The organism is Pseudomonas sp. P2S-1 (genome assembly GCF_057197725.1).
In genome coordinates, this window is the sequence record NZ_CM170068.1 from 5,820,312 (window position 1) to 5,833,172 (window position 12,861).

The window sequence follows — 12,861 nt, forward strand, 5'->3', positions numbered from 1 at the left end:
TCGGGTGCCTCGCGCAACGGTTTAGGCTAGAATGCACGGCCTCCAAGCACACCCCCTTCTTGAGGCTGTCCCGACGATGTTGATCCTGCGCGGCGCTCCTGCCCTTTCTGCCTTTCGCCACGGTAAATTACTCGAGCAACTGAGCCAGAAAGTCCCCGCTGTTAATGGTTTGTACGCTGAATTCGCTCATTTCGCCGAAGTTGATGGCGATCTGACCGCCGAGCAACAGCAAGTGCTCGCGCGCCTGCTCAAGTACGGCCCGAGCGTCCCGGTGCAGGAGCCAGCTGGTCGCCTGTTCCTGGTCATGCCGCGTTTCGGCACCATCTCGCCCTGGTCGAGCAAGGCCAGCGACATCGCCCATAACTGCGGCCTGGAAGTCGTTCGTCGCCTGGAGCGCGGCATCGCCTACTACGTCGCCGGTGAACTGAGCGACGCCGACGCCGCCAGCGTCGCCGAGCTGCTGCACGACCGCATGACCCAGATCGTGCTGGGCAAGCTGGAAGAGGCCGCCGGCCTGTTCAGCCACGCCGAGCCCAAGCCGCTGACCGCCGTGGACATCCTCGGTGGCGGCCGCGCCGCGCTGGAAACGGCCAACGTCGAGCTGGGCCTGGCCCTGGCCGAAGACGAGATCGACTACCTGGTCAACGCCTTCCAGGGCCTCAAGCGCAACCCGCACGACATCGAACTGATGATGTTCGCCCAGGCCAACTCCGAGCACTGCCGCCACAAGATCTTCAACGCCAGTTGGGATATCGACGGCCAGAGCCAGGAAAAAAGCCTGTTTGGCATGATCAAGAACACCTACCAGATGCACAGCGAAGGCGTCCTGTCCGCGTACAAGGACAACGCCTCGGTGATCGTCGGTTCCGTGGCCGGGCGCTTCTTCCCGAACCCTGATACCCGCCAGTACGGCGCGGTGCAGGAGCCGGTGCACATCCTGATGAAGGTCGAGACCCACAACCACCCGACCGCCATCGCGCCATTCCCGGGGGCCTCCACCGGCTCCGGCGGTGAGATCCGCGACGAAGGCGCCACCGGTCGCGGCGCCAAGCCGAAAGCCGGCCTGACCGGCTTCACCGTGTCCAACCTGCGTATCCCGGGCTTCGAACAGCCGTGGGAGAAACCGTACGGCAAGCCCGAGCGCATCGTCGACGCGCTGGACATCATGATCGAAGGCCCGCTGGGCGGCGCCGCGTTCAACAACGAATTCGGCCGTCCGGCCCTGACCGGCTACTTCCGTACCTTCGAACAGTCCATCAGCACCCCTCACGGCGACGAAGTGCGCGGCTACCACAAGCCGATCATGCTCGCCGGCGGCATGGGCAACATCCGCGAAGAGCACGTGCAGAAAGGTGAAATCACCGTCGGCGCCAAGCTGATCGTCCTCGGCGGCCCGGCCATGCTGATCGGCCTGGGCGGCGGCGCAGCATCGTCCATGGCCACCGGCGCCAGCTCCGCCGACCTGGACTTCGCTTCCGTACAGCGGGAAAACCCGGAAATGGAACGCCGCTGCCAGGAGGTCATCGACCGCTGCTGGCAGCTGGGCGACAAGAACCCGATCGCCTTCATCCATGACGTCGGCGCCGGCGGTATCTCCAACGCCTTCCCGGAACTGGTCAACGACGGCGGCCGTGGCGGTCGCTTCGAACTGCGCAACGTGCCGAACGACGAGCCGGGCATGGCCCCGCACGAAATCTGGAGCAACGAGTCCCAGGAGCGTTACGTGCTGGCCGTCAGCGCGGTCGACTTCGAGCGCTTCCAGGCCATCTGCGAGCGCGAGCGCTGCCCGTTCGCGGTCGTCGGCGAAGCCACCGCAGAGCCGCAACTGACCGTGACCGACAGCCACTTCGGCAACACCCCGGTGGACATGCCGCTGGAAGTGCTGCTGGGCAAGCCGCCGCGCATGCACCGTTCGGTCACCCGCGAAGCCGAGCAGGGCGATGATTTCGACCCGTCGAAGCTGGAACTGGCCGACTCCATCGAGCGCGTCCTGCGTCACCCGGCTGTCGCCAGCAAGAGCTTCCTGATCACCATCGGCGACCGCACCATCACCGGCCTGGTCGCCCGTGACCAGATGGTCGGCCCATGGCAGGTCCCGGTCGCCGACTGCGCCGTCACCGCCACCAGCTTCGACGTCTACACCGGCGAATCCATGGCGATGGGCGAGCGCACCCCGCTGGCCCTGCTGGACGCCCCGGCCTCCGGCCGCATGGCGATCGGCGAGACCCTGACCAACATGGCCGCCTCGCGCATCGAGAAGCTGTCCGACATCAAGCTGTCGGCCAACTGGATGTCCGCTGCCGGCCACCCGGGTGAAGACGCCCGCCTGTACGACACCGTCAAGGCCGTGGGCATGGAACTCTGCCCTGAGCTGGGCCTGACCATTCCGGTGGGCAAGGACTCCATGTCCATGAAGACCCGCTGGAGCGACGAAGGCGCGGAGAAGACCGTTACCTCGCCGCTGTCGCTGATCGTCACCGGCTTCGCCCCGGTCACCGACATCCGCAAGACCCTGACCCCAGAGCTGCGCATGGACAAGGGCGAGACCGACCTGATCCTGATCGACCTGGGTCGCGGGCAGAACCGCATGGGCGCCTCGATCCTCGCCCAGACCCACGGCAAGCTGGGCGCCCAGGCCCCGGACGTCGACGACGCCGAAGACCTGAAAGCCTTCTTCGCAGTGATCCAGGGCCTCAACGCCGACGGTCACCTGCTGGCCTACCACGACCGTTCCGACGGCGGCCTGCTGGTCAGCGCCCTGGAGATGGCCTTCGCCGGCCACTGCGGTCTGAACCTGACCCTCGACACCCTGGCTGACAGCCGTGAGGAAGTCGCTGCGGTGCTGTTCAACGAAGAGCTGGGCGCGGTGATCCAGGTTCGCCAGGACGCTACTCCGGACGTGCTGGCGCAATTCAGCGCCGCCGGCCTGGGCGACTGCGTCGCGGTGATCGGCAAGCCGGTCAACAACGGCGAAGTGGCCATCAGCCTCAACGGCGAGATGCTCTTCGACGGCGACCGCCGCCTGCTGCAACGCGTCTGGGCCGAGACCAGCTACCAGATCCAGCGCCTGCGCGACAACGCCCAGTGTGCCGACCAGGAATTCGACCTGCTGCTGGAAGAGGACAACCCGGGCCTGAGCGTCAAGCTGGGCTTCGACGTCAACCAGGACATCGCCGCGCCTTACATCAAGAAGGGCGTGCGTCCACAGGTTGCCGTACTGCGCGAGCAGGGCGTCAACGGCCAGGTGGAAATGGCGGCGGCCTTCGACCGTGCCGGTTTCAACGCCATCGACGTGCACATGAGCGATATCCTCGCCGGCCGCGTCGACCTCAACGAGTTCAAGGGCCTGGTGGCCTGCGGTGGCTTCTCCTACGGTGACGTCCTCGGCGCCGGTGAAGGCTGGGCCAAGTCGGCGTTGTTCAACGCCCGTGCCCGCGACGCCTTCCAGGGCTTCTTCGAGCGTGCCGACAGCTTCGCCCTCGGCGTGTGCAATGGTTGCCAGATGATGTCCAACCTGCACGAGCTGATCCCGGGTACCGAATACTGGCCGCACTTCGTGCGCAACCGCTCCGAGCAGTTCGAGGCGCGGGTGGCGATGGTCCAGGTCCAGGAGTCCAACTCGATCTTCCTGCAGGGCATGGCCGGTTCGCGCATGCCGATCGCCATCGCCCACGGCGAAGGCCATGCCGAGTTCTCCAGCGAGGAAGCCCTGCTCGAAGCCGACCTGTCCGGTTGCGTGGCGCTGCGCTTCGTCGACAACCACGGCAAGGTCACCGAGAGCTACCCGGCCAACCCGAACGGCTCGCCGCGCGGGATCACCGGCCTCACCAGCCGCGACGGTCGCGTCACCATCATGATGCCGCACCCTGAGCGGGTCTTCCGTGCCGTGCAGAACTCCTGGCGTCCTGACGACTGGAACGAAGATGCCGGCTGGATGCGCATGTTCCGCAACGCGCGGGCCTGGGTGAACTGAGTTTGTACAAACTCGCGTTCTTCGTCCCGCCGAGCCACCTCGACACGGTCAAGCAGGCCGTGTTCGAGGCGGGCGGCGGGCGGATCGGCGACTACGACTCCTGTGCCTGGCAGGTGCTGGGCCAGGGCCAGTTCCGCCCGCTGGACGGCGCAACGCCGTTTATCGGGCAGAGCGGGGTGGTCGAGTCGGTGGAGGAATGGCGGGTGGAGCTGGTGGTGGCGGACGAACTGATTCATCAGGTCGTTGCGGCGCTGAAGCAGAGCCATCCCTATGAAACCCCGGCGTATGAGGCCTGGAAGCTCGCCGATATCTAGAACCTGAACACCGAACCTGTGGGAGCTGGCTTGCCAGCGATAGCTTTAGTGAATTCACCATAGCTATCGCTGGCAAGCCAGCTCCCACAGGGTTTAGTGTTGTTCCTTCTGGCTGATTACATTCGAACCTACGCTAACCTCCCGATCATGCCCCCCGGTCCTGAACAGCCCCAGGTCCACCGAAGCATCTCCATCCTCCAGCCCCATCGCACTTTCCTTGTAGGTCTTCACCAGATCCTCCCCCAGCTCCACCGGGGCATTGGACAGATTGGTCCCCACCACCCGCCGGTAATCCCGCCCGCTCAGGGTTTCCTTGCTGACTTGCCCGCTGCCCAGTTCGACCTCGCCCTTCGGCGCCCGCAGATCCGCACCTTTCAGGCGCACATCACCGGCGACCTCCAGATCGATGCCGTCCCGGCCGACCAGCCGGCTCGGCTCGGCAACGCTGTCGAGCTTGCGATGGTCCACCTTCAGGTCCAGGGTCGGTGAAAAGCCCGGATCGACCTTCTGCACCGCCGACCCGACGCTCTTCTCTGCCTTGGCGCCCAGCGGCCCGCTGAACGACTTCACCGCATTGAGATAGCCCTGGGGATTCTTCTCCTGGCTCAGCCGCGCATCCACATCGATTTTCAGGCCGTTGACCCTATCCATCTGGCTCGCCACCAGCAGGTCGCCGCCGATCTGGCCGTCGATGCGCCCGGCGTTCACGCGCACGCCCTTGAGCTGCATATCGTTGAGGCTGTCGAGGCTGAGCCGTTGCCCGGTCAGCTCGCTGTTGAGATGGCGCAGGCTGTCCAGTTGGTCCAGGGCGACCTGTGCCCGGCCATGCAGGGCCTGCTTGTTGTCGGCCTTGACCTCGGCCGGCGTCCTGGAGAACCCGGCGCCGACCGTGAGCTTGAGATTGTCGCGTTTCTCGAGGTTCTGCCCCGACTCGACCAGGACCCCGCCGTTCTCCGCCGAGACGATGATCTCCTTGGCCGAGGCCTTGACACCTTGCAGGTGAATGGCCTGCTCGCTGCTGTCCTGGCTTTTCAAGATCAGGGTGTTTTCTGCAGTCAGGACTGCCCCGGTGGCGGTGCTGCTGGTTTCATCCACCCGCCCCGTCTCGAAGTGCCCGCCCAGCCCGCCACCGTGGCCGGGGTCGGCTTTCTTGACCTGCACTTCGCCGCCGCCACCGATATTGCTGCCGGTCGCCCGATGGGTGTCCGTGGCGGCCAGCACCTTCAGTGGGCCTTGGGCATCAAGGATGATGTCCGCCGGTTTGGCCTTCGGATCGCCAATGCGCGTACCGACCAGGGTCATCTCGCCCGCGGATTTCAACTGCACCACGCCCTGCGCATCGATACTGCCGACCCGCGCCTGGCTGTCGCTGCTGTCGAGCTGCTGGTGGTCTAGATAGCCACGCAGCTCCAGGGCGCTGCCGCCCGGTGTGTTGCCGGCCTTGACCCAGCCGCTGCCGTCGGTCTGGCGCAGGCTGTGGGACTGACGGTCATTGGCCTGGGCGAAGGTCAGGTCGCCACCGGCGTCGACGGTTACCGCGCCCTTGCCGCCATTGAACGCGGTGCCTTCATAGGCCCCGTCGCTGCCCAGTTGAACCTGGATGCCTTGCTGGCCATAGAGGCTGCCGGGGCGCGCGGTGATGCTTTCCCGGGTGCTGTCGAGGGCGCCGCCCTTGCCGGACAGGCGTACGGTGATGTCCTTGCCGGTGGCGGTTTCCACCCGCGTAGCGCCGCTGACATCCAGGCGCTTGACCGTTTCCCGCGTGCTGTCCTGGGCCGCCGCGAATTGATGGTCCTGCGCATCGATCCGCACCTGGCCGTTGCTGGCGTTGTACCGGGTGCCGGTGTCGTTCAGGGTGTCGGCCTTGACCTGGATGGCGCCGGCGCCCAGTTCGCTGACCATGGCCGTTTCCGTGCGGCGGGTTTGCTGGCGGTTGAGGTGGTCCAGCGACACGTCCACGCCCAGGGTCGGCGGGGCCAGGGCATCTTCCACCGAGCCTTGCTGGAAGCGCGCGGCCTCATTGCCGGTCACCAGGTTCTCGATCGGCCGGGTCAGGTCGCGGACCTCCAGGCTCAGGCCGGCGCGGCCGCTCCAGTCCTGGTTGCCTTCACGCACCTCGTGAACCTTGGCGGTCGCGCGGTTCTCCACCTGCTGGGCGTCCACCAGCAGCGTGCCACCGGCCTCGACCTTGGCCGCCTCATTGACCAGCGCCGGCGTCTTGATGCGGATATCGCCCGGAGCCTTCAGCTCGGTGGCGACCGGGTCCAGATTGATTTCCTCGCGGGTCTGCCGGTGATGGAAGCCCTCGGGGCCGCTGCCGATGCGGTCCATGCCGCCGGTCACGCCGATGCCGCCGCCAAAGCGCGTGTCGCTGTTCTTGCGGGTCTGCTGGTTGCTCTGCGCGCCAAGGCTGACCTGTTGGCCATCGATCACGATGGCGCCCTGGTTGGCCGCGAGCTTCGAACTGTCGATGGTCACCGAGGCTTTGCCGTCGATCGCGATGGTGCCGGCGTTCAGCTGGCTGGGCGTCAGGGTGGTGGTGCTGTCGCTGCTGTCCTGTTGGGTCAGTTGGTAGCCAGCCGCCGCCCGGTACTGTTTCGACCCTGGTTTGCCATCCGCGGCCTGCTGGGTCTCGCCGGCATTGGCGTAGAAACCACGCGCCGATTCCTGGCGGGTGTCGAGGCGGGTTTCGCTGGCGGCGCTGACACTCACGTCCTTCGCTGCCTCCAGTTTCAGCTCGCCGCCGGCCTGCAGTTTTGCGCCGATCACCTTCAGTTCATCGGCGCTGGCCAGGCGCAGGTTGCTGTCGGAGGCGACGTCGCTGACCAGCACCGAGTTGCCACTCTGCTGGCGCTCGCTGCCGTTCCTGATCAGACCGAAGACCTTGCTGTCGCTGTGCTGGGTGTTGCGCGCCGAGGTGTCATAGGCAGGTTCGACGTTGAGCGCCGCCTTCTGGCTGACCAGCAGGGCGTCGTCCTTGCTGGCGATGCGGCTGCCTGTGACCTGGACCTTGTCGGCGACCACGGTCAGCGCGCCGCCGGACACCACCTGGCTGCCGAGGTGGCGGGTGTCGCCGCCCTGGCCGTTGTCGCGCTTGCCGAAGAAGCTGCCGGAGACCAGGTCGCCGCGGTATTGCTTACTGCTTTCGCTGCGGTCCTGGTGCGCGGTGGTAATGTCCAGCTGCGGCGCTTGCAGGGTCATGTCCTTGCCGCTGCGCAAGGTGCTGCCGGCCACGCGCATTTCATCGCCGGCCTGCAGCTTCACCTTGCGTCCGGACAGCTCGCTGGGCAGGGCCGTCTCGCTGTAGCTGCGGCTGTCCTTGTCGCCGCGCCAGAGGTGCTTGCGGTGGCGGACGGTTTCGTCGACGCGCACGCTTTCCAGCCCCGCTCCGATATCCAGCCGGCCGCCGCTGCGCACGTCGAGATCGCCACCGGCCTTGACCTTGGCGTTACGCATTTGCAGATCAGTGCCGGCCTGCAGGTCGATGCCGCCGCTGGAGGCCAACTGGCTGCCGAGGTCCTTGTGCGTCGTGGTGGTGCGCTTGCGCTCGTAGGTCTCGGTAGTGACGAACCACCACTTCTTCTCGTGTTGCTCGTTTTCCCGCTTGATCTTCTCGCGGGTCTTGCTGTCGAGGACCAGGCGCTTGCCGGCACGGCCTTCGACCCTGGTCGCGCTGGCGTCGATGGCGCTCAGGCGCAGGTCGTCCGCGGCATCGAGTTGCAGTTTGCCCTTGCCGGCATCCAGGCGGCTCTGCCGGCGGGCGTTGCCGCTGATGTCGAGGTCGCCGGCCGACTTTACGCTGATGCCGTCGCGGGCGGTGAGCGACGGCGCGGCGATACGCACCCCGGCGCCTTCGGCGGTGCTGATGATGCGGATGCGTCCGGCGTTCATGGCGCCGAACAGGTTGGCGTCGATGCTCCCCGGTGTGCCCGGGAGGTGCTCGACGACCTGCCCGCTGGCGTGATCGATACGGTTGCGCCCGGCGATGACGTCAAGGTCACCCTTGGCATCCAGCAGCCCGGCGCTCTCGATGCGCGGGGCGATCAGGGCCAGCGCGCCTTCGACGTTGCTCGCACCGTTGGCCCCGACGTTCAGCTCGCCGGTGGCGGTACGGGTGTCGAGCTCGATCAGGCGCCCGTCCTCGATCACCGGCCGGCCCACCAGTTGCGCCGCCCTGGTGGTGTTGATGAAGCTGCCGCCGTTGATGGTGATGCCGTTGGGGTTGGCGAGGATGTAGTCGGCGGGGCGGCCGAAGATTTCCTGGGGGCCTTCGATTACCGAGGACTTGCGGCTGATCACCTCGTTGAGGATGGTCGAGGCGGCCTGGCCCTGGAACTGCGGGTTGGCCCCCAGTTTTCCGGCGAGCTGCGACTGACCGGCTTCAAGGGCGTTGTTCAGCACCACGCCGGGCTGGCCGACGTTGTAGTCGAGGAACTGGTTGTGCGACAGGCCGCTGGCCGACGGCGCGACGATATCGATCACCGGCACGCCGTTGTGCGGGTTGATCGTCGGGGTGCCCGCGGGGCTGCTGGCGGGTTGCAGGGCCGGGTTGGCGAGGGCGCCGGCCGGGGTCAGCAGGCTGGCGGCGATGGCCAGGCGCAGCAGGTTGGGGGTGAAGCAGGGTTGGCTTTTTTTCACGGTGCGGTCTCTCTCGATGATGAGTCAGAAAACCAGGGTCAGTTGCGCGCGCCAGTGCCCGGGTTCGAGGGCATGGCGGGGAGTGCTGTCGTTGTGCAAGGGGCGCTGGTAGTCGAGCTTCAGGCGCGCGTCGGGGCGGCTGAATTCGAGGCCGGCGGATAGGCCCAGCAGGCGCTGCGAGGGTGCGCCGTGATCGAAGCGGCTCCAGCCGGCGTCGAGTCCGAGGGATGGGCGGATTTCCAGGGGGAGCGAGGTGTTCAGGGGCAGGCTGAAGGTGTTGCGCCAGACCGCGCCGCTGGAATCGGACACCCCGCTGTCGCGGAAACCTCGGACCGCAGAAGCGTCACCGATGGCAATGTGCTCCAGGGCTGTGAGGGGATCAGGGCTGAATTGCAGGGCCAGTTCGCTGTCCCAGCGCCAGCGCAGTCGGGGATTGGTGCTTTCGCGGCGTTGCCAGAGGCTGGCGCGGTATTTGTGGAACTGCGGCTCGGGTGCGCGTGGGTTGAACCTGTGCGTATCGGCGCCGAACCAGGTCAGGCCCTGGCTGTAGCCGAGGCCAATACTCCAGACGGCATCGTCGCGCCAGCTGAGGTTGATGTCGGCATCGAGGGTCGTGACGGTGGGGCTCTGGAACTTGATCCTGCTATGGGAAAGTCGGGTGTCCGAGCGCTTTTGCCCCAGTTGAAGGCTGTAATCGAATTGCAGGGCGTTCAGGTAGCGGAAGGTGTTCTCCAGCTTGACGCTGTACAGGTCAATGCGGCCCTCGGTGACTCGATGCGAGGCGGGGAGTGGTGCTCGGTAGTGGAGGCGAGCTGCGTTCAGGCTGAAGGTCCAGGGACCCTGTGGAATGCTGTAGCTCATGCCAAGCCTATGACTGTTGCCGGGGCTGCCTGGCAGGCTGCTCGTGCTGTACAGCGCGAAAAAATCGTTCTGCTCCAGGGGGCTGTCGATGCCCAGTTGCAGTCCGTGCTGACCGCGACCCACCAGCGCATTGCCGTAGTTGTCCAGGCTGCCCAGCAGACGCAAGCGTGAGGTGCGGGGACGCTGGGAGCGGATTACCACGCGCGTTCCCCCTGGCATCGTGCCAGGCTCCAGGTCGGCCTGTAGATCGACGCTCTGCAGGCGGTTCATTTGCCAGAGTCCCTGCTCCAGATCACCGAGTTTCAACGGTTTGCCGAGCAGGTCGGGAAAGGCGCGGGACAGTGACAGGGGCAGGTCCGGATCATCGAGCTCCACCGACTCGACGAAGCCTTCGGCGACGAGGATCTCGAGCCTGCCGTCTTGTAGCGGACTTGCCAGGTAAGGCCGGCTGGCCAGGTAACCCTGCTCCAGGTAAAGCAGGGTAATCCCCTTGAGCAGTTCGTTGATCTGCGCCTCGGTCATGCAGCGATGCAACAAGGTGTCGAGACGGGCGCGCAGGGTTCGGCTGCTCAGCAGGGTACTGCCGACCAGATTCACCGTACGGATCGGCCAGCAGTGGGCGTTTCCGGAAATTGTCGGGTTGGTCTCGTCCTGGGTGCTGATCGCTGGCGAGTTCAGTCGACGCAACTGCTGCTCGCGCTTGAGCTCGCGGGTTTCCCGCTCCTGTTCGCGCAACAGCGGCAGCCCCGGGTTGACCTGGGCAGTGGCGGGGCTTGGCAGCAGGGCGACAAGGATCGCGGACGCCAGCAAGCATCTGCGTCCGAATAAACACGGCATGGCACGTCCCTATATTGTTGTTCTAGGACGGAGAGTCGTTATGAGGGAAAGGAATCTAGGGCACGGGGCATCCGTCTGGATGCTGGGGAAATGCGCGAGCTTGGGTGGGAAAAAGGCGGGGTTTACTGAGGAAATTTCTGAGGGAGTGGATCAGTACAAGGCAATGATGGTGTCTGGTCTGGCCAATCGCTGGCAACGCCAGCTCCCACAGGTTTTGCGCCGGACACGAATTCTGCGGTTGACTCAGAACCCTGTGGGAGCCGGCGTTGCCGGCGATGAGGCCATCAGCAACAGCAGAAATCTACTGTTTGTCGGAGGCTGTTCCAGCCTCAGGGCCGGATCTCGATCATGGTCCCGTCCTGGACCAGGTTCCACACCTCGCGCATGTCCATGTTGCGCATGGCAATGCAGCCCTCGGTCCAGTCGAGGGTGTGGAACACCTGTTCCGGGTATTCCTCGCTGTCCGGGGTGCCATGGATCATGATCATGCCGCCCGGCGGCACGCCGTCACGCCGGGCCCTGGCCGAGTCGGTGATGTTCGGATACGACACGTGGATCGCCAGGTTGTAGCGGTCCGAGACCTTGCGCCAGTCCAGCCAGTAGAAGCCTTCAGGCGTGCGCTTGTCGCCCTCGCGCTCCTTGGCGCCGAGGGGTTTCTTGCCGAGGGAGATGCGGTAGGTCTTCAGCGGCTGGCCATTGCTGATCAGTTCCAGACGCCGCTGCGACTTGATCACCAGCACCTTGTCGATGCGCCCGGCCGTGTTGACGGTAGCGGGAGAGGCCAGCGGTGCGACCTCGGTGACCGGCTTCCTGATGATGGTCTCGGTGTAGGCCGCCTGGGACAGCGACGCAACACTCAGGCAGAAAAGGGCAAGCAACCAGCGCATTGAACGGTATCCCCGGGAAATCGCTTTCATTGTTCGAGTATGGGTGGCGGGGCGAAAGAGGGCGGCAGGCTGTCGTTGCGCACCGGATAGTGCTGCTTTTCGCGGTCCCGATAGTAGCATTCTAGTGTGACGCGCACGGTGCGGAAAGCCAGCTCGTCCCACGGGATCTCGTGTTCCTCGAACAGCCGCACTTCCAGGCTCTCGACCCCGACCGCGAAGTCCAGGTCGGCCAGTTCGCCGCGGAAGAACACATGCACCTGGTTGATATGCGGCAGATCGTAGAGGTGATAAAGGCTCAGGTCGCCGACCCGGGCGCAGGCTTCCTCGACGGTTTCCCGACGTGCGGCCTGTTCCATGGTCTCGCCGTTCTCCATGAAACCGGCGGGCAGGGTCCAGTAGCCTTTGCGCGGTTCGATCGCGCGGCGACAGAGCAGCACCTGGCTGCCATGGTTGGGCAGCACGCCGGCGACGATATTGGGGTTCTGGTAATGGATAGTCTGGCAGTGGTCGCAGACATAACGCAGGCGCGAATCGCCATCGGGAATGCGCTGGGTGACCGGCTTGCCGCACGCACTGCAGTATTTCATGCTTATCTTCCTGTGAGTTGCGGCTATCTTCGCGCCCCGCTGCCGTGCCCGGCAAGGGCGATCGTCGGTGGGGCTTGGGCGCGGGGCGGCTTTGGTGCATGATGCAGAACGCTATTGGAACGAGAGAGACCATGCTGGACGAGCTACTTCGCCGTGTGAGCAGTCACACCCCGGGCACTTTGGAAACCGATCGACGTTTTCCCGAGGCCGCGGTGTTATTGCCCATCACCCGCAGCGAAGAGCCGGAGCTGGTCCTGACCCTGCGCGCCAAGGGCCTGTCCACCCACGGTGGCGAGGTGGCCTTCCCGGGCGGGCGTCGCGATCCGGAAGACCCCGACCTGGTGTTCACCGCGTTGCGCGAGGCGGAAGAAGAAATCGGCCTGCCGCCGGGGCTGGTGGAAATCGTCGGGCCGCTGAGCCCGCTGGTGTCCCTGCATGGCCTGAAGGTCACGCCTTATGTCGGGCTGATCCCCGACTACGTCGAATACCAGCCCAACGATGCCGAGATCGCCGCAGTATTCACCGTACCCCTGGAGTTCTTCCGCCAGGACCCGCGCGACCACACCCACCGGATCGACTACCAGGGCCGCAGTTGGTACGTGCCCAGCTACCGCTACGGCGAATACAAGATCTGGGGCCTGTCGGCGATCATGATCGTCGAGCTGGTCAACCTGCTCTACGACACGCAGATCAGCCTGCACCAGCCGCCCGAACGCTTCACTCCAATCTGACGAGCGGGACCACCCGCCGCGCATCCACCGTGA

Annotated in this window: 7 protein-coding genes; 3 read left to right on the top strand and 4 right to left on the bottom strand. The window is 65.5% G+C overall.

The annotated features are described in order from the left end of the window. Positions 1-76 precede the first annotated feature (76 nt). Together purL and AC2CQI_RS26125 are read left to right on the top strand one after the other, a co-directional pair. A complete protein-coding gene (gene purL, locus AC2CQI_RS26120) occupies positions 77-3,973 on the top strand; it encodes a phosphoribosylformylglycinamidine synthase (protein WP_484578324.1) in 3,897 nt (1,298 codons plus the stop codon). Between the two features lie 2 nt (positions 3,974-3,975). Next, on the top strand, positions 3,976-4,287 hold the full coding sequence (locus AC2CQI_RS26125) for a YqfO family protein (protein WP_075806702.1): 312 nt from the start codon (positions 3,976-3,978) through the stop codon (positions 4,285-4,287). A gap of 93 nt (positions 4,288-4,380) precedes the next feature. Here the strand turns inward: AC2CQI_RS26125 and AC2CQI_RS26130 are convergent, their stop codons facing one another. From AC2CQI_RS26130 to AC2CQI_RS26145, 4 genes are all read right to left on the bottom strand, one after another. Continuing rightward, complete coding sequence (locus AC2CQI_RS26130) at positions 4,381-8,925, bottom strand: hemagglutinin repeat-containing protein (RefSeq protein WP_484578325.1); 4,545 nt, start codon at positions 8,923-8,925, stop codon at positions 4,381-4,383. Between the two features lie 24 nt (positions 8,926-8,949). Next, the gene (locus tag AC2CQI_RS26135) at positions 8,950-10,596 is read right to left on the bottom strand and encodes a ShlB/FhaC/HecB family hemolysin secretion/activation protein (RefSeq protein ID WP_484578326.1); all 1,647 of its coding nucleotides are present in this window, start codon (positions 10,594-10,596) and stop codon (positions 8,950-8,952) included. A gap of 356 nt (positions 10,597-10,952) precedes the next feature. Then, the gene (locus AC2CQI_RS26140) at positions 10,953-11,510 is read right to left on the bottom strand and encodes a L,D-transpeptidase family protein (protein WP_075806705.1); all 558 of its coding nucleotides are present in this window, start codon (positions 11,508-11,510) and stop codon (positions 10,953-10,955) included. Between the two features lie 26 nt (positions 11,511-11,536). After that, the gene (locus AC2CQI_RS26145; protein WP_075806706.1) at positions 11,537-12,097 is read right to left on the bottom strand and encodes an NUDIX hydrolase; all 561 of its coding nucleotides are present in this window, start codon (positions 12,095-12,097) and stop codon (positions 11,537-11,539) included. A gap of 131 nt (positions 12,098-12,228) precedes the next feature. On the opposite strand from AC2CQI_RS26145, the gene AC2CQI_RS26150 reads away from it, so the two are divergent. Then, the gene (locus AC2CQI_RS26150) at positions 12,229-12,828 is read left to right on the top strand and encodes a CoA pyrophosphatase (RefSeq protein WP_075806707.1); all 600 of its coding nucleotides are present in this window, start codon (positions 12,229-12,231) and stop codon (positions 12,826-12,828) included. Positions 12,829-12,861 lie beyond the last annotated feature (33 nt).

Coding starts and splice junctions, on each gene's coding strand:
- AC2CQI_RS26145 (WP_075806706.1), bottom strand. CDS start 12,097: ATGAAATACTGCAGTGCGTGCGGCAAGCCGGTCACCCAGCGCATTCCC.
- purL (WP_484578324.1), top strand. CDS start 77: ATGTTGATCCTGCGCGGCGCTCCTGCCCTTTCTGCCTTTCGCCACGGT.
- AC2CQI_RS26150 (WP_075806707.1), top strand. CDS start 12,229: ATGCTGGACGAGCTACTTCGCCGTGTGAGCAGTCACACCCCGGGCACT.
- AC2CQI_RS26140 (WP_075806705.1), bottom strand. CDS start 11,510: ATGCGCTGGTTGCTTGCCCTTTTCTGCCTGAGTGTTGCGTCGCTGTCC.